We start from the raw sequence: 22,581 nt of genomic DNA, 5'->3' as shown, positions 1-22,581 counted from the left end.
TGCCGGCATGCGTACAGTCAATTTCATCGCCCACAACGACATCAAGCTGCTGTATTGCGGCACCGATTACTTTCCCGCGCTGATAGCCGCCATCGATGGCGCGCGCTCGGAAGTCTATTTCGAAACGTATATCTTTGCCGACGACGCCACGGGCACCCTAGTGCTCGACGCCCTGAAGCGTGCCGCCGCGCGCGGCGTGCTCGTTTGCATGATCACGGACTGGTTCGGCACAGGCAACCGCCGTGTCAAGGCCATGCATGCGGAACTGGAAGCGGCCGGCGTGCATCACCGCATCTTCAACCCATGGTTCCGGCGCGGCATCACGCGCACGCACCGCAAGATTTGCGTGGCCGACGGCGAGATTGCCCTGGTGGGCGGCATCAATATCAACGACGACATGTTTTGCGACTACGACCACAACATCAGCCTGGAAGCGCCGCGCTGGGATTTCGCCGTGCAGGTGAAGGGTCCGCTGGTCGACGCCATCCATGAAGAAGTGCAGGCGCAGTGGGCGCGGCTGGGCAAGATGAATCTGGTGCGGCGTATCAAGCTGTACCGCAAGATGCGCGTCGTCAGCAAGGAGCTGGCGAAGAACCCTGTTGTGGCCGGCTTTGTCGTGCGCGACAACCTGCGCAACCGCCGCACCATCCAGCGCGCCTACCTGCAGGCGCTGGGCCAGGCGCGCAAAAGCGTGATGTTGGCCAACCCGTATTTCGCGCCAGGGCACAAGCTGCGCCACGCGCTGGCCCAGGCGGCCCAGCGGGGCGTCGACGTGGTGCTGTTGATCGGCGTGGGCGAGTTCCGCATGCAAGACGCCGTGGCGCATTCGTTTTACCCGAAACTGCTGGCCGCCGGCGTGAAAATCGTCGAATACCGCAAGACGCAGCTGCACGCCAAGGTGGCCGTCGTCGACGACGACTGGGCGACGGTGGGGTCCAGCAATATTGACGCGCTCAGCCTGTTCCTCAACCAAGAGGCGAACGTCGTGATCAAGGACGTGGCGTTCGCGCAAAGCTTGCGCCAGCATATCGAGCAGGGCGTAGCCGACGGCATCGTGATTCACCAGGATGATTTCAAGCACATCGGCCGCTTCCGGCGCATCGGCTATGAAGCCGCCTTCCTCGTGTACCGGCTGGTGATGCGCATTTTTTCAGTAGGCAAGTACGCATGAACGAGATGACCACGGTAAGGCTGGACAAATGGTTGTGGGCGGCGCGCTTCTTCAAGACGCGCTCGCTGGCCAGCGAAGCCGTCGATACGGGTAAAGTCAAAGTGGGCGGCGAGCGCGTGAAACCGGCGCGCAGCGTGCGCGTGGGCGACGAGCTGGCCATCGACAATGGCGCGGAGACGTGGGAAGTGGCCGTGCTGGGCCTGTCCGACAAGCGCGGCGCCGCGCCCGTGGCGCGCTTGCTGTATGGCGAAACGCCGGCCAGCATCGCCCGCCGCGAGCAGTTGGCAGAAGAGCGCAAGCTGTTCCGCGAGCCGGGCACCACCATCAAGGGGCGGCCGACCAAGCGCGACCGCCGTCAATTGAACAAGGCAGGCGGCCTCGACTGAGGCCATGCGGCAGGGCGCATGCCGCTTTTGCCTGCTTGAAATCGCTACAAACACGCAGGCAAAAAATGCTGCGTTGCACCAATAGAACACCGGCTCTAAAGTTCCCGTTTGACTTTTACGTGGTAGTGGATAATAGTACGAGCGTTCGGATTTTTTCGAAGCGTGCTTTTTTTTACCCTCGCTTCAGTCCGCCAAATCGGCAACATCACTTTGAGAACGGACATTTTGAATACTTCAGTCAAATTCATGCGCAAGGGCGAACTGACCCGTGCAGCCATCCTCGACGTGGCGCTGGACCTGTCCAGCCGCGACGGCCTGGAAGGCCTGACCATAGGGCTGCTTGCGGACAAAATGAACATGAGCAAGTCGGGCGTGTTTGCCCACTTTGGCTCGCGCGAAGACTTGCAGATGGAAGTGCTGAAGCTCTACCACTATCGTTTCGAGCAAGAAGTCTTTTTCCCCAGCATGAAAGAACCACGCGGCATCCAGCGCCTGCAATCGATGTTTGCGCGCTGGGTCAAGCGGGTCAGCGTGGAAATCGCTTCCGGCTGCATCTATATCAGCGGCGCCGTCGAGTATGACGACCGTCCCGGTCCCATCCGCGAGGCCCTGGTGGCCATGGTGCGGGCCTGGCAGGGCGCGCTGCTGCGCAGTGTCGAGCAATCGATCGCCACGGGCGACTTGAAAGCGGACACGGACGCCCAGCAGCTGGTGTACGAGATGTATGGCCTGATCCTGGCCCTGCATCACGATGCGCGCTTCCTGCGCGTGCCGGGCAGCATCGAACGGGCGCAAGCGGGCTTCATCCGTCTGCTGGCGTCGTACCAGAATTGCGTCACAAGCAAATAAGCCGTCAGGCAGTATCCGCAACAACGCACACGCACTTACAAGTACAACACTTTAGCTAATCGCCTTCAGGAGAAAATTATGGGTCAATACGTCGCGCCAATCCGGGATATGCAATTCGTCCTGCATGAGTTCCTGCAAGTGGAAGAAGAACTGAAGCAAATGCCGTCGTACGCCGACGTCGACGCCGACATCATCAATCAGGTGCTGGAAGAGGGCGGCAAATTCACCTCCGAGGTACTGTTCCCGCTGAACCACTCCGGCGACCGCGAAGGCTGCCACCACGATCCCGTCACGAAAAGCGTGACCACGCCTAAAGGTTTCAAGGAAGCCTACAAGCAGTACGTCGAAGGCGGTTGGGCGGCATTGGCTTGCGATCCGGAATACGGCGGCCAGGGCTTGCCGGTCGTGCTGAACAACTCCTTCTATGAAATGCTGAACTCGTCGAACCAGGCCTGGTCCATGTACCCAGGTTTGTCGCACGGCGCCTACGAGTGCCTGAAGGAACACGGCACCGACCACCAGAAGGAAGTCTACCTGCCGAAACTGGTGTCGGGCGAATGGACGGGCACCATGTGCCTGACCGAGCCGCACTGCGGCACCGACCTGGGCCTGCTGCGCTCGAAAGCGCTGCCTGAGGCGGACGGTTCCTGGACCATTACCGGCAACAAGATCTTCATCTCGGCCGGCGAGCACGACATGGCGGAAAACATTTTGCACCTGGTGCTGGCCCGCGTGCCGGACGCGCCGGAAGGCTCGAAAGGCATCTCGCTGTTCCTGGTGCCGAAATTCCTGCCGAACGCCGACGGCACGGTCGGCGAGCGCAACCCGATCACCTGCGGCGCCATCGAAGAAAAAATGGGCATCCACGGCAATTCGACCTGCCAGATGAACCTGGACGGCGCGAAAGGCTGGATCATCGGCCAGCCGAACAAGGGCTTGAACGCCATGTTCGTCTTCATGAACGCGGCCCGCCTGGGCGTGGGCATGCAGTCGCTGGGCCTGACGGAAATCGCCTACCAGAACGCGCTGATCTACGCCAAGGACCGCACGCAAATGCGTTCGCTGTCCGGCATCAAGAACCCGGAACTGCCGGCCGACCGCATCATCGTGCACCCTGACGTGCGCCGCATGCTGCTGACGGGCAAAGCCTACGCCGAAGGCGCGCGCGCGTTCACCTCGTACGTGGCGCTGCAGATCGACCGCGAACTGCACCACCCTGACGCCGACGTGCGCAAGGAAGCGGCCGACGAAGTGGCGCTGCTGACCCCTGTCATCAAGGCTTTCATCACCGACAACGCCTGGATCGCCACTTCGGACGCGATGCAAGTGTTCGGTGGCCACGGCTACATCTCGGAGTGGGGCATGGAGCAGTATGTGCGTGACGCGCGCATCAACATGATCTACGAAGGCACGAACACGATCCAGTCGCTGGACCTGTTGGGCCGCAAGATCCTCGGCGACAACGGCGCCAAGCTGCGCAAGTTCGGCGAAAAGATCAAGGCTTTCGTCGAAGACAACGGCACCGATGAAGCGATGAGCGAATTCGTCACCCCACTGGGCGACTTGGGCGACAAAGTCACCAAGCTGACCATGGAAATCGGCATGAAGGCCTTCCAGAATCCTGACGAAGTGGGCGCGGCATGCGTGCCTTACCTGCGCGTCGTCGGCCACATGATCTACAGCTACCTGTTCGCGCAGATGGCCAAGATCGCCCTCGAAAAAGAATCCAGCGGCGACAAGTTCTACACCGCCAAACTGGCTACCGCACGTTTCTACTTCGCCCGCTTGCAGCCTGAGACGGCAACCCTGATCCGTCAGGCGCGTTCCGGTTCGGCCAACCTGATGGCACTCGACGCAGACCTGTTCTAAGACTTGAGGAAAATATGACCAATTTCATCGTTAAAAAAGTAGCCGTCCTCGGCGCCGGCGTGATGGGCGCGCAGATCGCCGCCCATTGCATCAACGCGAAAGTGCCGGTCGTGCTGTTCGACCTGCCGGCAAAGGAAGGTCCAAAGAATGGCATCGTGCTGCGCGCCATCGAGAACCTGAAAAAGCTGTCGCCTGCCCCGCTGGGCAACAAGGACGACGCCGCGCTGATCCAGGTAGCCAACTACGAAGACAACCTGGACCTGCTGGCCGGTTGCGACCTGATCATCGAAGCCATCGCCGAGCGCATGGACTGGAAACACGACCTGTACCAGAAGGTCGCTCCGCACATCGGCCCGAACGCGATCTTCGCCTCGAATACCTCGGGCCTGTCGATCACCAAGCTGGCCGAAGGCTTCGATGCGGACCTGAAATCGCGCTACTGCGGCGTGCACTTCTTCAACCCGCCGCGCTATATGCACCTGGTCGAAATCATCCCGACCGAGTTCACCAAGCCAGAGATTTCCGACCAGCTGGAAGGCTTCCTGACCACCACCCTGGGCAAGGGCGTGGTCCGCGCCAAGGATACGCCGAACTTCATCGCCAACCGCGTGGGCGTGTTCGGCATCCTGGCCATCGTGCACGAAGCTGAAAAATTCGGCCTGTCCGTGGACGTCGTCGATGATTTGACGGGCGCCAAGCTGGGCCGCGCCAAGTCGGGCACCTTCCGCACGGCGGACGTGGTCGGCCTGGACACCATGGGCCATGTGATCAAGACCATGCAGGACTACCTGCCGAACGATCCGTTCGCCGCCGTCTACAAGACGCCGGCCGTGCTGGCGCAACTGGTGGAAAAAGGCGCGCTGGGCCAGAAGAGCGGCGCAGGCTTCTACAAGAAGGTCGGCAAGGAAATTCAACGCCTCGATTTCGCCACCGGTGAATACGTGGCCGGCGGCGCCAAGGCTGCCGACATCATCGCCCGCATCCTGAAGGAAAAGGATCCGGTCAAGAAGATGAAGGCGCTGCGCGAATCGACGAATCCGCAAGGCCAGTTCCTGTGGGCGATCTTCCGCGACGCTTTCCACTACATCGCCATCCACCTGGACACCGTGGCCGACAATGTGCGCGACATCGACTTCGCCATGCGCTGGGGCTTCGGCTGGAACGTGGGCCCGTTTGAAACGTGGCAGGCATCGAACTGGCTGCAAGTGGCCAACTGGGTCAAGGAAGACATCGACGCCGGCCACGCGCTGTGCAACGCGCCGCTGCCAGCCTGGGTCTTCGAGGGTCCGGTTGCAGACAAGGGCGGCGTGCACACGCCGGAAGGTTCGTACTCCGCCGTGTCGAACAGCTTCGTGCCGCGTTCGACCCTGTCCGTGTATGACCGCCAGCCGTTCCGCGCGCCAGTCCTGGGCAGCGGCGCCATCGACGGCAAGACCGCCGGCACCACCGTCTTCGAAGACGAATCCGTGCGCGTCTGGCATACAGGCGACGATGTGCTGATCATCTCGTTCAAGACCAAGATGCACGTGATCGGCGAAGGTGTCATCAACGGCCTGAAACTGGCGCTGGCCGAAGCCGAGAAGAATTTCAAGGGCCTGGTGATCTGGCACGCCGACGCAGCCGAAGGCGGTGCCTTCTCGGCCGGCGCCGACCTGCAATCGGCACTGCCGGCGTTCATGCAAGGCGGCGTGAAAGCCGTCGATCCGATCATCGCCGAACTGCAGAACACCTTCATGTCGCTGAAATACGCGAACGTGCCGGTGATCGCCGCGGTCGCTGGCCTGGCACTGGGTGGCGGTTGTGAACTGGCCCTGCACGCATCGAAACGCGTGGCCTCGATCGAGTCCTATATCGGCCTGGTGGAAGTGGGCGTGGGCCTGATTCCTGCCGGCGGCGGCTTGAAGGAAGCGGCGCAGCGCGCCTACAAGGAAGCCAAGGGTAACGACATCCTGCAATTCCTGAAAACGGGCTTTACCAATGCGGCCACCGCCAACGTGTCGAAATCGGCGCTGGAAGCGAAGAAGATGGGCTACTTGAAAGAAGACGACGTCATCGTGTTCAACGCCTACGAGCTGCTGCACGTGGCCAAGGTCGAAGCGCGCGCCATGTTCGACGCCGGCTTCCGTCCGCAACTGCCATCGCTGATCCAGGTGACGGGCCGTTACGGCTGGGGCACCATCAAGGCGCAGTTGGTCAACATGCGCGACGGCGGCTTCATTTCGGCGCACGATTTCAAGCTGGGCGAGATGATCGCCGAGATCGTATCGGGCGGCGACGTGGACCAGGGCAGCTTCGTCAGCGAACAGTGGCTGCTGGATATGGAACGCAAGGCATTCCTGGAGCTGTTGAACCATCCGAAAACCCAGGAACGGATCATGGGCATGATGCAAACCGGTAAGCCGGTACGCAACTAAGCCTGACGTCGATGACGATCCTGTCCATTATTTTTAAAGTATTGCTGCGCGTGAGGCCAAGCATGGTGTATGACCGTATCAAACAACAGATGATGGACACCTTGCCCTTCGTGCGGCTGCTGGGGATCAGCATCGACGACATCGGCGCCGGCACCTCGAAGGTGTCGATGCCGGAAAATCCAAAACTGAATAATCATCTGGGCACGCAGCATGCGGGCGCCTTGTTTACCCTGGCCGAAACGGCTTCCGGCGCGGCCATGGCTGGCGGCTTCGCCGAGCTGATACTGGGTTTGCGCCCGGTGGCCAAATCGTCGCGCATCGAGTACCAGAAGGTGGCCCGGGGCGCGACGCGCGCCGAAGGCCGGGTACCGGGCGACCTGGCTGCCTTGAAGGCGCAGCTGGCGCAGGACGGCAAGGTGGCGTTTCCCGTGGCAGTCGATATTTTCGACGCCGAAGGCACGCTGGCGGCACAGGTGACGGTGGACTGGTATTTGTCGCAGAAGCGATAGGCCAGCATCCCGGACATTCGACAGAACACGAACCTCGTTCAACATCTTTGAAAGAACAAAATGAGCAAACAACTTCAAGACGCGTACATCGTCTCTGCAACCCGCACCCCGATCGGCAAGGCTCCGCGCGGCATGTTCAAGAACACCCGCCCGGACGACCTGCTGGTGCGCGTGCTGCAATCGGCTCTGGCGCAAGCGCCTGGCCTCGACCCGGCTTTGATCACCGACGCCATCATCGGCTGCTCGTTCCCGGAAGCGGAGCAGGGCTTCAATATCGCGCGTAACTCGGTGCTGCTGGCCGGCTTGCCGAAAACCGTGGGCGGCGTCACCGTCAACCGTTACTGCGCTTCGGGCATCACGGCGATTGCCATGGCGGCCGACCGCATCCGCGTGGGCGAAGCCGACGTGATGATCGCCGGCGGCATCGAATCGATGTCGATGGTACCGATGATGGGCCACCACCCATCGATGAACCTGGACATGTTCAGCGACGAGAACATCGGCATGGCTTACGGCATGGGCCTGACGGCAGAAAAAGTGGCGCAGCAATGGAAAGTGTCGCGCGAACAGCAGGACGCGTTCTCCGTTGAATCGCACCGCCGCGCCATTGCCGCGCAGCAAGCCGGTTTCTTCAAGGCGGAAACGACGCCCGTGGAAATCATCACGCGCACACCGAACCTGGCTACCGGCCACGTCGATGTAACGCGCCGCACCGTCGACACCGACGAAGGCGCGCGCGCCGATTCGTCGATGGAGTCGCTGGCCAAGCTGAAGCCGGTCTTCGCCGCCAAGGGTTCCGTCACGGCCGCCAACAGCTCGCAGATGTCCGACGGCGCCGGTGCGCTCTTGATCGTCAGCGAAAAAATCCTGCGCGAGCACAACCTGACCCCGCTGGCGAAATTCTCCTCGTTCGCCGTACGTGGCGTGCCGCCGGAAATCATGGGCATCGGTCCGAAATTTGCGATTCCTGCGGCATGCGCCGCGGCCGGCATCACGCAAGACCAGCTGGACTGGATCGAGCTGAACGAAGCGTTTGCCGCGCAAGCCTTGGCCGTCATCGGCGACCTGGGCCTGGACCCATCGAAGGTCAACCCGATGGGTGGCGCGATTGCCCTGGGCCATCCGCTGGGCGCCACCGGTGCCATCCGCGCCGCCACCGTGATCCACGCACTGCAGCGCACCAAGCAGAAGTACGGCATGGTCACGATGTGCGTGGGCGCCGGCATGGGCGCAGCAGGCATTTTCGAACGCGTCTGATGACACCTGGCATAAGCTGCTGCGCGTTGCGATTCGCGGCCTGCGATGCTCACTGCCTGGGCGGCCTCGTGCTTCGCACAGCTGCGCGTCTCGGCCACAACTCGCTGCCGCTCGCTGCGCTTCTGCCAGGCGTCGTGACGTAGGTGGTCAGACAGGATTAGTCAAAACTTGGGCGCTGGGGATACCTCGGCGCCCTTTATCTTTTTGGAGACGACATGGATATTTTGTGCAGCAAGAGCGAGGGTATTCTGACCCTGGAATTCAACCGCCTGGAACGCAAGAATGCGCTCACGGGCGCCATGTACCAGACCCTGGCCGATGCGCTGGTGGCGGCGGAGACGGACGATGCGGTGCGCGCCATCCTGATCTGCGGCAAGCGCGAGATTTTCACGGCCGGCAACGACCTCGACGACTTCATGAAGACGGCGCGCCCGAAGGATGGCTCGCTCGACCATGACCGTCCCGTGTTCCAGTTCATGCGCGCGCTGTACGGCAGCAGCAAGCCCGTGGTGGCGGCTGTTTCCGGCCCGGCCATCGGTATCGGCACCACCTTGTTGATGCATTGCGACCTCGTCTACGCGGCGGACAATGCCAGCTTTTCGATGCCGTTCACGCAGCTGGGCCTGTGCCCGGAATTCGGCTCCAGCCTGCTGCTCACGCAACTGGCCGGCTATCCGCGCGCGGCGGAAAAACTGATGCTGGGCGAGTCGTTCCCGGCCAGCGAAGCGCTGGAAATGGGCCTGGTCTCGAAAGTCGTTCCCCTGTACGACTTGATGACGTTCGCGCAAGGCCAGGCCGCTAAGCTGGTAGCCCTGCCGGCCGCCTCCATCCGCGCCACCAAGCGATTGATGAAACAAAGCCGCATGGAGCCGATGAAGACGGCCATCGCCGAGGAAAACAAACTGTTCAGCGCCATGCTGGGCGGCGCCGAGGCGAAGGAAGCGTTTACGGCCTTCTTTGAAAAGAGGAAGCCGGATTTCAAGAAGTTTGCATAAGGCGGGGCCTGACATCTCGTCGGGCCGTTCGTTGAGTGTCACAGAAGTCGGGATTTTTCTCGCATAAGTTGAACAGAGGTTGCTTGGATGGACTTCAGCATTCTTAAGCTGATTCTTTAGCGCTGCTGCGCAGTGCCAGACTTGGATGATTTGAACAATCACGCCTTGATCTGATAGAGCAGGAGTTAGTGGCGGTGGACAACGAGTTCCGGCGCTCCGAGTACAAGCTCGCGCCTCAGGAAAGGGCCTCAGAGCAGGATCTTGGCCTCTTGGCCTCTGGGCTGATGTCGCTCGGGAGTGGCATCGAGGTGCAAGCATTGCGAAGGTCCGCTTGCCTCATTGCGGACGGTCACGCCCTTTAATGGACGGTGGTACGCTTGGCCAGTTGCCGTCTGAATTGGCTCACAACGAAGAAACAGATCATGGCGCCGACTAACCAAGCCAACCGAATCAGAAGGGATTGCGTTTCCCTTTGAACCACCCGGCGAGCCCGGCGATGAATTGCGGAAGGTAGTTTCTCTCCGGCGCCTGCAGTGCGTGCCCTGCGCCGGGATATTCGACAAACGTGAATTTGTTGCCGGGATGGCTGGCGAAAAAGGCGTGCAATTTGCGGCCGGATTCGATCGGGACGCTGTCGTCCTTTTCGCCCATCGCTACGACCACGGGAATGTCGAGTTTTGCGTACGTGGGCAGTGGATCGTAGAACAGGTGTGAACTCCAGTACCGGTAAGGGTGGCCGAAGAATTCCTTATCGAGGCTGTCCGGATCAGCTTTGATGGCGGCATACGTCTGCAGGAGCTGCGCACGTGAGAACAGCGTCGCATAGGGCGCGACGCCGCGCGCTGCGAAGACCAGGAACTCTTCGCTTTGCGGCAGCCCGCCGCTGCCCGCCACCGCAAGCCAGCCGATTTTTGCGCTGCTCGCGGCTGCAAGCGGCGCGACCGTGCCGCCCTCTGAAAAGCCGACGATCGCCAAGCTGCGCGGGGCCAGGGAATGTAGCCGGGGCTCGACATCGATGAATGACAGCGTGTCGCCTACCCGACGTTCTAGAACGTCCTCGCGGCTGTACGCCTCCGAACAATGCTCTCCGTCGTCGCCCTTTTCGATGCCCGCCTTTTCCAAGAAGTAGAGATCGATGGGTACCGGGTAGTGCTCAAAAAAGGACGGCACGCGCGATGCGAAATCCCGGCAGCCCGAGCCGCTGACGAGCACGATCGGCGTGGTTTTTCCTTTCGCGTCGCTATCGTGCAGATGGTAGTAGCGGCGCGGTTTGCCATCGATGCGGATCGTCGCTTCGTCATAGGCACGTGCCGCTAATGCGGACGTCGCGGCCAGTGCACCACACAGGCAGACCAGCAGGTTAGCGAGGAATCGCCGCGTCATGAGAATGCAAGCTGAACGATAAGTTGATTTTTCGGCATTTCTTTGTCCAGTAATTTCGTTGTCCGCTGTTTGCTGGTTGCGGTAGCTCGTAGCGGCCAGTCTAGCGACTTTGGTCGACAATGCGGAAATTTCTGCGCGGTTGGACTGGGGCCGGCGAACGTCGGCATCCGCCCCGAAGCTGACGTTGCGGCGAGTTGGAAATGTTGCCGTATGAACACTACGGTAAGCGCAAGAGGTTGCGTCCCTGTTCAACAAAATTCGTTGCAGCCCCGCCGAAGCCTGAACACTGGTCCGCACTCACTACGTTCGCATGCTTGTCATCGATGTCCACGACAAGTGTGCAAAGCGAAGGGTCATCGATAGTGCCGTCCTCTTTGAAAATCGGTTCTTTCAATGTCAGACGGTTTCCTTCGCGCGTTGCAAGGCCTTGGATATGGCCGGTATGGTGCGAAGGGTTCGGCGCGACGATGGAGAAGTCGATGGCGTACGCATTGGTATCGACCTGAGTCACGCGTAGGCGATTGACATCAACGGGCGAGTTGGCGGTGTTTGCTTGATACGTCAACGTAACCGGGGCGGTTGCCTGCGCTTGTGCGGTCGACGCACAAAGGGCAAGAGTGCCAACGACAAACCATTTTTTTTGCATGCCTTACCTGTATATTTTGTTTTGAGCGCGATGAACTCATCATTCTTGAAGATGGCGGCTTCACTAGGCTACGCGACAGAATCGAAGGCATGGTGCCCGTCCACCGTTCAGGTCCGTATCCGGAATTACGACCCGCGCCAGCTGCAGTCTTTCTGGTGGCATTATAGCAAGGACGCGACTTGCAATCTCACGCATCGTAATTGTTCCAGTACGGTCGCCCGGGCCCTGGAAGCGGCTATCGACGGCGCCGTTGGCCGCCTGTATGGCGACCGCGCAGGCTGGAGAGTGTTTTTCCGTATCCTGGCTACGCCGGAACTGTGGGTCGCCGCCCAGATCCGCAAGCGTGCCGAGACGATGGCGTGGACGCCCGGGCTGACGCTCGATTATTCCCGAGCGCTCAGCATGCTGGCCGACCCGCGTCCGTTTGCCTGGTGGAAATTGGCAAGGACCGCCTTCAGCCGGATGGCGCAATTGCGCCGCGAATGGCGCGCTCAGGATGGCGCCGTTGATCTTCGCGAGCAGCCTGATGAAAACACCATGCGTGACAAGTGCGCTTGGGTCGCAGTCGTTGCATTGAAACAGAAGGTCCTAGACGACTGGTCTAATTGTGCTACAATGCCTCGCATGAAAGCTGAATACACCGACGTGCGCCAGCACATTATCGACCAGGGCAAGGCCATCATCACGCGCAAGGGCTTTGCCGGGGTGGGGCTGAACGAGATCCTGTCGGCTGCCGACGTGCCCAAGGGCTCGTTCTATCATTACTTCAAGTCCAAGGAATTGTTTGGTGTAGCGATGCTGGAGGATTACGTCACCGGCTACCTGGCGGAAATGGAGATCGTGCTGAGCCCGCCCGGCCAGAACGCGGCCCAGTCGCTGATGGCGTATTGGGCCAGCTGGACCAGCGCAAGCCTTGATGGCAGCGGTTGCGACTGCCGCTGCCTGGTGGTCAAGCTCAGCAGCGAGGTGGCGGACATGTCGGAGCCGATGCGCGTGGCGCTGCTCGATGGCACGCATCGCATCATCGCCAGGCTGGCCCTGGCCATCGCGCGGGGCAGGGTGGACGATTCGCTGCCATCGGTGGTCGATCCGGCGCAGATGGCCGCCACCTTGTACCAGCTGTGGCTGGGTGCGGCCATGCTGACGAAGCTGCGGCGCGATGCCAGCGCCTTGCAAACGGCGTGGCGTGCGACCCTGGCCATGTTGCAGCTGCCGCCGGACAGCGACCGATAAACGGTAAACAAGGCAAACAAGCGGACGCACCATGTCCGCGTTTTTTGAACTGCATTCTAGACGACCAGTCTAATAATAAAGGAGCAGCAGCATGAAGAATTTTGAATTCCATAACCCGACCAAGATCGTGTTCGGCGCCGACACCGTCGCCAAATTGTCCGCCTTGGTGCCGCACGACGCGCGCGTGCTGATCTTGTACGGCGGCGCCAGTGCCGAAAAGACGGGCACCCTGGCCGAAGTGCGAGCTGCTCTTGCGCTGGGCCAGCGCAGCGTGCAGGAGTTTGGCGGCATTGAACCCAATCCCAGCTATGAAACCCTGATGCGCGCCGTCGCTCAGGTACGCAGCGATAAGGTGGACTTCCTGCTGGCAGTCGGCGGCGGCTCGGTGATCGACGGCACCAAGTTCGTCGCCGCCGCTGCCCTGTACGACGGCGAGCCATGGGAAATCGCCGAGCGCGGCGGCGCCAATGTGCAGCGCGCCTTGCCGTTTGGCACGGTGCTCACCTTGCCTGCCACGGGGTCGGAAATGAACAGCGGCGGCGTGGTGACGAAAAAAGCCACGCATGACAAGCTGAGTTTCCGCAGCCCGCTGCTGTACCCGCAGTTTTCCGTGCTCGACCCGAGCAAAACGTTTACCTTGCCGGCCACGCAGGTGGCCAATGGCCTGGTCGACGCCTTTGTCCACACGACGGAACAGTATCTGACCTATCCTGCACAGGCGAAGGTGCAGGACCGCTTTGCCGAAGGCTTGCTGCAGACCCTGGTCGAGATCGCGCCGCAGGCCGTGGCCTCGCCCGACGATTACGCCACCCGCGCCAATCTGATGTGGACGGCTACCCTGGCCCTGAATGGCTTGATCGGCGCCGGTGTGCCGCAGGACTGGGCCACCCACATGATCGGCCACGAACTGACGGCCCTCTATGACATCGACCATGCGCGCACCCTGGCGCTGGTGCTGCCGGCACTGCTGGACGTGCAGCGCGAGCAGAAACGCGGCAAATTGCTACAGTATGGCGAACGTGTCTGGAACATCAACAGCGGCAGCGACGACGAGCGCATCGATACCGCCATCGCCCGCACGCGCGCCTTCTTTGAAGGCCTGGGCATCGCGACCCGTTTGTCGGCCTATCAGCTGGGCCAGGAAGCGGTGGAAGCGGTACTGAAACAATTGGAAGCACATGGCATGACCTCCCTCGGCGAACACCGCGATATCGACCTCGCGCGCAGCCGCCGTATCCTCGAAGCAGCACTGTAACCCTGACATAAAAGGAAACAACATGAACATCCTGATGGTACTGACCTCGCACGATCAACTCGGTAACACCGGCAAGAAAACCGGCTTCTGGCTGGAGGAATTCGCCGCGCCCTACTATGCCTTGCAGGAAGCGGGCGCCAAGCTGACCGTGGTCTCGCCTAACGGCGGCCAGCCGCCGCTGGACCCGAAAAGCGACGAGCCGGGTTCGCAAACGGACGCCACGCGCCGCTTCAAGCAGGACGCCGCTGCGCAAGCCGTGCTGGCCAACACGGGCAAGCTGGCCGACGTGAAGGCGGGGGACTTCGACGCCGTGTTCTACCCGGGCGGCCATGGCCCGCTGTGGGACCTGGCCGAAGACCCGCACTCGATCGCGCTGATCGAGCAGATGATCGTCGCCGGCAAGCCCGTCGCCGCCGTCTGCCACGCGCCCGGCGTGCTGCGCCACGTGAAAGCGCTTGATGGCACGCCGCTGGTGCGCGGCAAGCAGGTGACGGGCTTTACGAATACCGAGGAAGATGCCGTCGGCTTGACGGCCATCGTGCCTTTCCTCGTCGAGGACATGCTCAAGGAAAATGGCGGCGTGTACTCGAAGCTGGGCGACTGGCAGCCGTACGCGGTCACCGATGGCTTGCTGGTCACGGGCCAGAATCCCGCATCGTCGGAAGCGGCCGCGCAGGCGCTGCTCAAGCTGCTGGCCTGATGCCAGGCTAGTGCGTCCGGCCGCTGGTCGTCACACAGCAGTGTGTCCAGCGGCCATGCCCGCCAGGATCAGACCGACCGAGGCGTGCCAGGCTGTCTCGCTGGCCGGCCGGCCCGCCAGCGCATAGCCGTGCAGGAAATCGACGAGCGCATCGCGCCCCCGCAGCCGGGTTTTCCTGTCCAGGCCGAGGCCTTCGATGGCCTGCTCAAACAGCGCCGTGAACCGCTCGGCCACGTCGGCTTGCTCCACCAGTCCGCGCGCCATCAGGCGCACGAAATACGGCGTGGCGCTGACCAGTTCCAGGTACAGCGCGCACAGCGCTAGCAGGCGCCGTTGCGGCCCCTGGCGTTGCGTAAATGGCGGCTGGCGCGGATCGAGCGCGGCAAAACGCTGTGCCATCAACGCCAGCAATAACTCCTCTTTTCCCGCATAGTAGTGATACAAGGCCATGGCATCGACGCCCAGGTTCTGTGCCAGCGCGCGCATGGAAAATGCTTCGCCTTTTTCTTCCAGCAGGGTTGATGCCGTCTGCAGGATGCTGGCGCTATCCAGCGCGGGCAGAGCGCGGCGCGGACGTCCGGCGCGGCGCACGGGAGATTCCATGGCTTGAAGTTTTGGGGTTTTCATGGGCATAATTCTACACCGTAGAATTAAATCAAGGAGCACCCATGCAAAAAACTTTCGTCAGCGTATTTCTCGGCATCAGCATCGACGGCTGCATCGCGGGAGAAAACGGCGACCTGTCCTGGCTGGCCGAACTTGCGCCCGACTCGCCCGACGCCACCGGCTACACGGCGTTGATGGAGCAAGTCGATACCTTGCTGATCGGCCGAGCCACGTATGACGCCGTGCTGGGGTTCGAACCGTGGCCGTATGCGGGCAAGCGCGTGGTGGTACTCAGCCACCGTGCCTTCGCACCGCGCCATGGCGAGCAGCGCCGCGCAGGCAGCGTGCGGGAAGTACTGGAAGCGCTGGCAGAGGAGGGGTGCCACCACGTGTATCTCGATGGCGGCGCCGTCATCCGTGCCGGTTTGCGCGAGGGCGTCATCGACAGCCTGACCTTGTCCGTGCTGCCCGTGGTACTGGGCAAGGGCGTGCGCTTGTTCGAGGATGGCTTGCCGCGCAGCGACTGGCGCCTGGACGACACGCGCCAGCTGCCCAGCGGCGTGGTCCAGCTGCGCTATCGGAAAAATTAAACCGTGCTGGCGAGGTCGACGATAAAGCCGGAATCGTAGCGTTCATTTTCCGGCGTGCCATCGGGCCGCTTGTAGCCGCACGGGTTGCACACGACGCGGCAATCCTGGATGCGGTAGTCGAGCGAGGCATGCATGTGGCCATGCACCCACAGGTCGGCCTGCGCCACCAGTGCATCGAGCTGCGAGGCGAAGGCGGGCGAGCCGAGATTGGTCGCGTATTGCTCCTCCACCGACAGCATCGAGGGCGCCATGTGCGTGATGACGACGGTCTTGCCCTCGAAGGGTTGCGCTAGCTGCCGTTCCAGCCAGGCGCGGTGCTGCGCGTGCAACTGCGCCGTGTCGGCCGCGCACAAGAGGCGCGGCGTGTCGCCGCCCGTGCTGATGCGCTTGTAGTCTGGCATGTAGCTTTGCGCCGCGCTCAAGGCTTCTTCCCGGCGCTCCGCGCCGAACAGCAAAAAATCCGTCCACAGCGTGACGCCGAGAAAACGCACGCCGTTCAGTACCATGGCGTCGCCATCGAGCAGGCGGATGTTGGCGCCGTGCGCATTCGCGCTGGCGCAAGCGTCGCGCACGGCGTCCCGCATGTGTTCCAACTGGTGGCCATAGCCCTCGTGATTGCCGTGCACGTACAGCACGGGTAGGGCGCCGAAGGTGCGCGCGGCCCAGGCGATGGCGTTGCAGCCCGTGTCGATGTCGCCGGCCAGGATCACCACGTCGGGGCGGCTGGCGGCAAGGTCGATGGCGGGGGTGTCTTCACCCCAGACTTCCAGGTGCAGGTCGGACAGAATCAGCAAACGCATGGCAGTGGGCGCGGCAAGGCGCACGGCAGGTCTATGGACCTCTATCGTAGCGCAAGTTGCCGCGTCCGACTGCTTGACCGCATGAGGGGACGACGTTACCCTGTGGCATCGATTACCGCACACTCATTACTGGAGCCGCATGCCGCCTTTCTTCCTTTCCAAGACTTTGCTCAGTATCGCGCTGGCCTCCTCGGCGCTGCCGTTTGCCGCGCATGCCGCCGCGCCCGCCGTCGATCCCCTGACGCAGCCGATCGCCTCGCCGTATGCGGCGCAGTGGAACCGCCCGCAGCAACCGGCGCGCATCCACGGCGACACGTATTACGTGGGCGTGGGCGGCTTGAGCGTGGTGCTGATCGACACGCGCGAAGGCTTGATCCTGATCGACGGCGCGTTGCCGCAATCGGTGGCCGCCATCAAGGAGCATATCCTCGAGCTGGGCTTTCGCCTGGAAGACATCAAGTTCATCCTGAATACGGAAGCGCATTTCGACCATTCGGGCGGCATCGCCGCCCTGGCCCGCGACAGCGGTGCGCAAGTGGTCGCCAGCCCGCTCGGTGCGCAGGCGTTGCGCGCGGGTTCGGTGCTCGCCATGGACCCGCAAGCGGGCGAAATCGATCCCATGCCGGCCGTGGAAAACGTGCGCGAAATCGCCGATGGCGAAACCTTGCAGCTGGGCGGCGTGACCGTCACGGCGCGCTACACGCCTGGCCATACGCCGGGCAGCACCAGCTGGACCTGGGTGTCGTGCGAGGATGCGGAGCGCACGGACTGCCTGAACGTGGTGTTTGGTGCCAGCCTCACGCCGGTGGCGGCCGACGACTTTCACTACCTGGGCGATGAACGCCATGCGGACCTGACGCCGGCCTTCCGCCAGGTCATGCGGGACTTCGCCAAACTGCCGTGTGACATCCTGATCTCGGCTCATCCCGATCACTCCGGCGGCGACCGCAAGCTGACGCAATTGCTGGAAGGCGCCACGCCGAATCCCTTTATCGATGCCCAGGCGTGCAGCCAATACGCTGCCAAAAATGAAGCGAAGCTCGATGCCCGCATCGCGAAAGAAAAAGCGACTGCGACAAAATAACAACGTTGGCGCAGTCGCCACGAAAAGCGGTTGACGCACTGCAGCATCCGGCGCAGAATCAGCGTCCGCAGTTCAGATTAACCCAACAAAAGAAAGGATACCCATGTTCGAGCAGGCTGGCAGCAAGTCGACTTATCACTAGCCCCGCGCATGACGCTCGGGGCAATCGGCAGTATTGCCGATCCCGAGCCGGTGTCCTTCAAACCCCGGTGAGGAAACTTGCCGGGGTTTTTTGTTTTGCACGACGGGTTGAAAGGAAACACCATGAAAATCAAAGTGAAAGCGACGCCCAAGCCGCGCAACCCGCTGGTCGCGGCCGCCAGGCTGCGTGGCGGCGCAGGCGCGCACCAGTCGGAGGCGTCGCCGCGCGCGGCGCGCAGGGCCGGCAAGCACCGCCTGCAGCAATGGCTGGCGGGCCGCCTCAAAGCTGACGATTAGCCGGCCGTTAGGTCAATGATGAAGTTCGGATCAAAAGCGGGATTTTGCGGCGCGCCGCTGCGCGTCTTGTAGCCGCACGGGTTCGATACGACGCGGCAGCGGCCTATCCGGTAATCGCGCGAGACGTGCAGGTGGCCATGCACCCACAGGTCCGCCTGCGCGGCCAGGTCGTCCAGGCGCGAGGCGTAGGCGGGCGAACACCCTTCGCTGCCGTAGGCATCGTCGACCGAGAGCAGCGACGGTGCCATGTGGCTGATGACCACCGTGCGTCCATCGAACGGTTGCGCCAGTTCGCGCGCCAGCCACGCTTTTTGCTGCGCGTGGAACATGGCCGTGTCGGCCGCGCGCAGCTTGCGAAAGCCCATGCCGGCCAGGCGGATGCGCTTGTAGTCGTTCATGACGGCTTCCGCGTCGCGCATGGCCGCTTGTCGCGTATCGTCGCCCAGCAGGCGGAAATCCGTCCACAGGGTGGTGCCCAGGAAGCGCACCATGCCGCCTGCGGGGTCCGCCAGGATGTGCGTGTCCGCGTCGAGAAAGTGCACGTTGGGCGTGGCGGCGCAGGCCGCGCGCAGCTCCTGGCGCACCTTGTCCAAGTGGTGGCCATAGCCTTCGTGGTTGCCATGCACGTACAGCACGGGCAGGCCCGCAAACGTGGTGGCGGCCCAGGCGACGGCGCGGGTGCCCGTGTCGATGTCGCCGGCCAGGATGACGGCGTCGGGGGCGCTGAGCGCGAGGTCGCCCTGCGGCGCTTTGTCGCGCCACAGCTCGTGGTGCAGGTCCGACAGTATCAATAAACGCATGCTGTTTTCACGCCGCTTGAAAGAGCACCATCGTACCTGAAAACCCTCATTCTTCCGGCAGTGCGGCGAAGCTGTGCGCCAGGTAGTCGATCAGCGCGCGCACGGCCGGCAGCAGGCCGCGCCGTGAGGGAAACACGGCATGGATGATTTCGCGCTGCGGCCGCCATTGCCCCATCAGCTGCAGCAGGCTGCCATTGGCCACCTGTTCGGTGATCATCATCGTTGGTAGTTGCACCAGGCCCACGCCGGCCACGGCCGCGTCGCGCAGGGTCAGCATGTCGCCGGTGACGAAGCGCGGCGTATGGCGCAGCTGGGCGCGCGCCCCATTGGGGCCATGCAGATCCCATTGGTAGTGCTGTTGCGGCATGCCCAGGGCCAGGCTGGGCCAGTCGGCCAGGTCGGCCGGCGCCTTCGGCAGCGGTGCATCGGCGAACAGCAACGGGCTGCCCACCATGCACTGGCCCCGTTCGGCCAGCACGCGCAGAACCAGGTCGCTGTCGGGCAGCGGCGGCGGGCGCACGCGGATGGCCACGTCGATGCCTTCGGCCACCAGGTCCACGCGGCGGTTGCTCGCTTCGAGCAGCAGGGTCACTTGCGGATGCTCGCGCATGAAGCCGGCCAGCATGGGCGCGACCAGCGACTGCAGCAGGGCGATGGGGCAGGACAGGCGCACCGTGCCGCGCGGCGCGGCCCGCGTCAGTTCGATCGCCTCCTGCGCCGCTTCCGCTTCCACCAGCATCGCCTTGCAATGCTCGTAAAACGTCTGCCCCACGTCGGTGACGGAAAAATGCCGCGTCGTGCGTTGCAGCAGGCGCGCGCCCAGGCGCTCTTCCAGCAGCGCGATGCGCCGGCTCAGTTTGGATTTCGGCATGCCCAGCGCGCGCCCGGCCGGCGCGAAGCCGCCATGGTCTACCACCTGCACAAAGTAATACAAGTCATTCAGGTCCTGCATGCCGCCTCCTGGATCGTTCTATTTTTGGAACGATGATGGCCTATTTTACCGTCTACCCGCTTCATCGTTGCAAGCGTATTTTGTTTTCATCGTAATGCAAACCCCAACAGGAGATCGAGATGAATAAAGTCACAGGTATCTACAGCGCACCGCGCCAGCACTGGGTAGGCGACGGCTTTCCCGTGCGCTCCATGTTTTCGTACAGCGGCCATGGCAAGCAGCTGAGCCCCTTCCTGCTGCTCGACTATGCCGGCCCCGCCGAGTTTGCGCCCGGCACCCGTCCGCCCGGCGTCGGCTCGCACCCGCACCGCGGCTTTGAAACGGTGACCATCGTCTACCAGGGCGAAGTGGCGCACCGCGATTCGACGGGCCAGGGCGGCGTGATCGGTCCCGGCGACGTGCAATGGATGACGGCAGGCGCCGGCATCCTGCATGAAGAGTTTCACTCGCCTGCCTTCACGCAGTCGGGCGGCACCCTGGAAATGGTGCAGCTGTGGGTGAACCTGCCGGCGAAGAACAAGATGACGGCGCCCGGCTACCAGGCCATCGCCAGCGACACGATACCCACGCTGGCGCTACCCGACGCTGCAGGTTCCGTGCGCGTGATCGCCGGCGACTTCGACGGCCAGCATGGCCCGGCCCGCACGTTCTCGCCGATGCAGGTGTGGGATGTGCGCCTGGCCCAGGGCAAGCTGACGGAGCTGCCGGTGCACGCCGGCTGGAGCACGGCGCTGATCGTCCTGCATGGCACGGTACTGGTCAACGGCGAAAGCGTGGTGCGCGAAGCGCAGATGGCGCTGTTCGGGCGCGATGGCGACAGCATCACCGTCGAAGCGAACAACGACGCCGTGGTGCTGCTGCTGAGCGGCGAGCCGATCGACGAGCCCATCGTCGGCCATGGTCCCTTCGTCATGAACACCGAAGCGGAAATCGCGCAGGCGTTCGAGGATTTCAACAGCGGCCGCTTCGCCCGCATCGCAAAGTAATTCGTGCAGTACCCGTGCCGCATCCCGCGGCACGGTTTTTCAGGAGACCCCCATGAGCACCCCCGCCAACTTCCAAGGTTTGCCACCGATGATCGATCCCGACGACGCCGTCATGCTGCTGATCGACCACCAGAGCGGCTTGTTCCAGCTGGTGCGCGACATCGAGCAGCACGCGCTGCGCGGCCACGTCACGGCGCTGGCCAAGCTGTCCCGCCTGGCGAACATGCCGACCTTCACCACCGCTTCCGTGCCCGACGGCCCGAATGGCCCCTTGATCCCGGAAATCCACCATTTCAACCCGGAAGCCGTCTATATCCCGCGCACGGGCCAGATCAACGCCTGGGACAATCCGGCCTGGGTCGAAGCGATTGAAAAGACGGGACGCAAGACCTTGCTGATCGCCAGCACGCTCACCAGCGTGTGCATGGCTTTCCCCACCATCAGCGCGCTGGCGGCCGGCTACAAGGTGTTTGCCATCATCGACGCCTCGGGCAACTGGTCGAAGATGGCCACCGACATCACCATGGCACGCGTGACGCAAGCGGGCGCCGTGCCGATCGACACGTATGCCGTGCTGGCTGAAGTGATGAGCACCTGGAACCGCGCCGATGCTATGGAGTTTGCCGCCATCATGACGGACCACATCGTGCCGCCGTACCGAGCGCTGATCGAAAGCTACGACAAGGCGCAGGGCGTGCAAAAGAATGGCCGCGAAACCAAGCTGGAAATCCTGGAAGCGGCTGCCAAGGGCTGATTGCCGCTACGGCGCTGCGTAGCTGTTGCGTATCGCCGCCAGCACGCCGCGCTGTTCCAGGCGCGTGATGGCGGCGTTCAGGCGCGCCAGGTCGGCGGCGCTGGTCGTGCGGGCATTGAGCATCAGGTGCACGGGTGCGCGCAAGGCCAGGAAGGGCAGGGTGCTCAAGGCAACACCCTGCAGGCGCGCTTCGTGGCGCACGGCCAGCACGTCGCCCAGCAGCAGGTCGGCGCGGCCCGCGTCGAGCATGAGGATACCTTGCCGGAAGCTGCCGAACGCATTCAGGCGGCCTTGTTTTTCCAGCGCCGGACGGGCCGCCGCATAGTCTGCCCCATACCAGCCCACCTTGGGCGCCAGCAGGGTGGACTTGCCGCGCGCGAGCTGCGCGAAGCTGCCGGCGTGGTGCTGCACGGCGGGCGCGCCGGCCTTGCCGAAGACACCGACGGTTTCATCGCGGTAGCTGACGCTGAAACGCGCATACGCGTGGCGTTCCAACGTCTCGGACGCGGCAGGCATCAGGTCCAGTCCCCCTTTCTGGAACAGCAGCTGGCGCCGCGCCGTCGGCAATTCCGGCAAGGTGACCAGGGTGCAGTGCGCTTCCTTGAAAATGGCGCGCAGCAGTTCCAGGTCCAGGCCCGTATAACCGCCCTGGGCGTCGCGGTAGACGTACGGCGGCCACTGCTCGAGCGCCATCGTCATGCGGCACGCCAGGGCGGGCAGGACGCTGCCGAGCAGTGTTGCCGCAAGCAGCACATGGCGCAAGCGCATGGACATCTCCGCAGTGGTTCAGGGGCTAGTGCTTCCCAATTTGCCAGAATGGCCACGGAAGTCAAGCAGTGCTTGGCCGGTTGCGGATATCAAATGGGCTATAGTGGCGGCGTGCCTTCACTTAAAGGAAATCCGC

The 22,581-nt window shown here is 62.8% G+C and carries 23 protein-coding genes and 1 pseudogene; 17 read left to right on the top strand and 7 right to left on the bottom strand.

Translation table 11 applies throughout. The features are described from left to right. Nucleotides 1–7: 7 nt before the first annotated feature. From clsB to GYK42_RS20995, 8 genes are all read left to right on the top strand, one after another. Nucleotides 8–1,171 (top strand): cardiolipin synthase ClsB, encoded by a 1,164-nt coding sequence (clsB, locus tag GYK42_RS21030; RefSeq protein WP_058050033.1) that lies wholly within the window; start codon nucleotides 8–10, stop codon nucleotides 1,169–1,171. After that, on the top strand, nucleotides 1,168–1,557 hold the full coding sequence (locus GYK42_RS21025; RefSeq protein WP_070305356.1) for an RNA-binding S4 domain-containing protein: 390 nt from the start codon (nucleotides 1,168–1,170) through the stop codon (nucleotides 1,555–1,557). Before clsB ends, GYK42_RS21025 begins: the two co-directional genes overlap by 4 nt. A gap of 246 nt (nucleotides 1,558–1,803) precedes the next feature. After that, nucleotides 1,804–2,406 (top strand): TetR/AcrR family transcriptional regulator, encoded by a 603-nt coding sequence (locus GYK42_RS21020; RefSeq protein ID WP_046682135.1) that lies wholly within the window; start codon nucleotides 1,804–1,806, stop codon nucleotides 2,404–2,406. A gap of 78 nt (nucleotides 2,407–2,484) precedes the next feature. Then, nucleotides 2,485–4,275: an acyl-CoA dehydrogenase C-terminal domain-containing protein gene (locus GYK42_RS21015; protein ID WP_034753387.1), complete on the top strand. Its 1,791-nt coding sequence runs from the start codon at nucleotides 2,485–2,487 to the stop codon at nucleotides 4,273–4,275. A gap of 14 nt (nucleotides 4,276–4,289) precedes the next feature. After that, the gene (locus GYK42_RS21010) at nucleotides 4,290–6,689 is read left to right on the top strand and encodes a 3-hydroxyacyl-CoA dehydrogenase/enoyl-CoA hydratase family protein (RefSeq protein ID WP_166449059.1); all 2,400 of its coding nucleotides are present in this window, start codon (nucleotides 4,290–4,292) and stop codon (nucleotides 6,687–6,689) included. 62 nt (nucleotides 6,690–6,751) lie between these two features. Continuing rightward, a complete protein-coding gene (locus tag GYK42_RS21005) occupies nucleotides 6,752–7,198 on the top strand; it encodes a YiiD C-terminal domain-containing protein (protein WP_166449058.1) in 447 nt (148 codons plus the stop codon). A gap of 60 nt (nucleotides 7,199–7,258) precedes the next feature. After that, on the top strand, nucleotides 7,259–8,455 hold the full coding sequence (locus GYK42_RS21000; protein ID WP_166449057.1) for an acetyl-CoA C-acyltransferase: 1,197 nt from the start codon (nucleotides 7,259–7,261) through the stop codon (nucleotides 8,453–8,455). A 215-nt stretch (nucleotides 8,456–8,670) separates the two neighbouring features. Further along, a complete protein-coding gene (locus GYK42_RS20995) occupies nucleotides 8,671–9,450 on the top strand; it encodes an enoyl-CoA hydratase (protein WP_166449056.1) in 780 nt (259 codons plus the stop codon). Between the two features lie 450 nt (nucleotides 9,451–9,900). Here the strand turns inward: GYK42_RS20995 and GYK42_RS20990 are convergent, their stop codons facing one another. Both GYK42_RS20990 and GYK42_RS20985 read right to left on the bottom strand, forming a co-directional pair. Further along, nucleotides 9,901–10,953 carry an alpha/beta hydrolase family protein gene (locus GYK42_RS20990; protein ID WP_166449055.1) on the bottom strand — a complete coding sequence of 351 codons (1,053 nt, stop codon included), beginning with the start codon at nucleotides 10,951–10,953 and terminating at the stop codon, nucleotides 9,901–9,903. A gap of 97 nt (nucleotides 10,954–11,050) precedes the next feature. Then, nucleotides 11,051–11,479 (bottom strand): hypothetical protein, encoded by a 429-nt coding sequence (locus tag GYK42_RS20985; RefSeq protein WP_166449054.1) that lies wholly within the window; start codon nucleotides 11,477–11,479, stop codon nucleotides 11,051–11,053. Between the two features lie 69 nt (nucleotides 11,480–11,548). Here GYK42_RS20985 and GYK42_RS20980 point away from each other — a divergent pair. From GYK42_RS20980 to GYK42_RS20965, 4 genes and pseudogenes are all read left to right on the top strand, one after another. Next, a pseudogene (locus GYK42_RS20980) lies at nucleotides 11,549–11,983 on the top strand (DUF308 domain-containing protein); the annotation flags it as partial. A gap of 33 nt (nucleotides 11,984–12,016) precedes the next feature. Then, the gene (locus GYK42_RS20975; protein ID WP_431190179.1) at nucleotides 12,017–12,712 is read left to right on the top strand and encodes a TetR/AcrR family transcriptional regulator; all 696 of its coding nucleotides are present in this window, start codon (nucleotides 12,017–12,019) and stop codon (nucleotides 12,710–12,712) included. Between the two features lie 91 nt (nucleotides 12,713–12,803). Next, entirely contained in the window at nucleotides 12,804–13,967 is a 1,164-nt protein-coding gene (locus GYK42_RS20970) for an iron-containing alcohol dehydrogenase (RefSeq protein WP_166449053.1), read from the top strand. 22 nt (nucleotides 13,968–13,989) lie between these two features. Continuing rightward, nucleotides 13,990–14,667 carry a type 1 glutamine amidotransferase domain-containing protein gene (locus tag GYK42_RS20965; protein ID WP_166449052.1) on the top strand — a complete coding sequence of 226 codons (678 nt, stop codon included), beginning with the start codon at nucleotides 13,990–13,992 and terminating at the stop codon, nucleotides 14,665–14,667. 30 nt (nucleotides 14,668–14,697) lie between these two features. Here GYK42_RS20965 and GYK42_RS20960 read toward each other — a convergent pair whose 3' ends face one another. Beyond that, on the bottom strand, nucleotides 14,698–15,294 hold the full coding sequence (locus GYK42_RS20960) for a TetR/AcrR family transcriptional regulator (RefSeq protein WP_166449051.1): 597 nt from the start codon (nucleotides 15,292–15,294) through the stop codon (nucleotides 14,698–14,700). A 41-nt stretch (nucleotides 15,295–15,335) separates the two neighbouring features. Between GYK42_RS20960 and GYK42_RS20955 the strand changes: the two genes are divergently transcribed. Beyond that, entirely contained in the window at nucleotides 15,336–15,863 is a 528-nt protein-coding gene (locus GYK42_RS20955; RefSeq protein WP_166449050.1) for a dihydrofolate reductase family protein, read from the top strand. Here the strand turns inward: GYK42_RS20955 and GYK42_RS20950 are convergent. Next, nucleotides 15,860–16,663: a metallophosphoesterase family protein gene (locus tag GYK42_RS20950; RefSeq protein ID WP_166449049.1), complete on the bottom strand. Its 804-nt coding sequence runs from the start codon at nucleotides 16,661–16,663 to the stop codon at nucleotides 15,860–15,862. The genes GYK42_RS20955 and GYK42_RS20950 overlap by 4 nt on opposite strands. Before the next feature lie 139 nt (nucleotides 16,664–16,802). Between GYK42_RS20950 and bla the strand changes: the two genes are divergently transcribed. Next, nucleotides 16,803–17,747 carry a subclass B3 metallo-beta-lactamase gene (gene bla, locus GYK42_RS20945; RefSeq protein ID WP_166449048.1) on the top strand — a complete coding sequence of 315 codons (945 nt, stop codon included), beginning with the start codon at nucleotides 16,803–16,805 and terminating at the stop codon, nucleotides 17,745–17,747. 264 nt (nucleotides 17,748–18,011) lie between these two features. Further along, nucleotides 18,012–18,185 (top strand): hypothetical protein, encoded by a 174-nt coding sequence (locus GYK42_RS20940; RefSeq protein WP_166449047.1) that lies wholly within the window; start codon nucleotides 18,012–18,014, stop codon nucleotides 18,183–18,185. Here GYK42_RS20940 and GYK42_RS20935 read toward each other — a convergent pair. Together GYK42_RS20935 and GYK42_RS20930 are read right to left on the bottom strand one after the other, a co-directional pair. Further along, on the bottom strand, nucleotides 18,182–18,985 hold the full coding sequence (locus GYK42_RS20935) for a metallophosphoesterase family protein (protein ID WP_166449046.1): 804 nt from the start codon (nucleotides 18,983–18,985) through the stop codon (nucleotides 18,182–18,184). The genes GYK42_RS20940 and GYK42_RS20935 overlap by 4 nt on opposite strands. A gap of 46 nt (nucleotides 18,986–19,031) precedes the next feature. Further along, nucleotides 19,032–19,937 carry a LysR family transcriptional regulator gene (locus GYK42_RS20930; RefSeq protein WP_166449045.1) on the bottom strand — a complete coding sequence of 302 codons (906 nt, stop codon included), beginning with the start codon at nucleotides 19,935–19,937 and terminating at the stop codon, nucleotides 19,032–19,034. Between the two features lie 119 nt (nucleotides 19,938–20,056). Here GYK42_RS20930 and GYK42_RS20925 point away from each other — a divergent pair, with 119 nt between their 5' ends. Together GYK42_RS20925 and GYK42_RS20920 are read left to right on the top strand one after the other, a co-directional pair. Next, a complete protein-coding gene (locus GYK42_RS20925; protein WP_166449044.1) occupies nucleotides 20,057–20,923 on the top strand; it encodes a pirin family protein in 867 nt (288 codons plus the stop codon). 52 nt (nucleotides 20,924–20,975) lie between these two features. After that, nucleotides 20,976–21,677 (top strand): isochorismatase family protein, encoded by a 702-nt coding sequence (locus GYK42_RS20920; protein WP_205711487.1) that lies wholly within the window; start codon nucleotides 20,976–20,978, stop codon nucleotides 21,675–21,677. 6 nt (nucleotides 21,678–21,683) lie between these two features. Here GYK42_RS20920 and GYK42_RS20915 read toward each other — a convergent pair whose 3' ends face one another. Further along, nucleotides 21,684–22,445, bottom strand: coding sequence for a substrate-binding periplasmic protein (locus GYK42_RS20915; protein WP_166449043.1), 762 nt, complete (start codon nucleotides 22,443–22,445; stop codon nucleotides 21,684–21,686). Nucleotides 22,446–22,581: the final 136 nt, after the last annotated feature.

Source organism: Janthinobacterium lividum (assembly GCF_011601275.1).
Taxonomy (GTDB): Bacteria; Pseudomonadota; Gammaproteobacteria; order Burkholderiales; family Burkholderiaceae_D; genus Janthinobacterium; species Janthinobacterium lividum_E.
The sequence above is the reverse complement of the archived record's forward strand: the minus strand, read 5'-3'. Positions and strand labels throughout refer to the sequence as shown.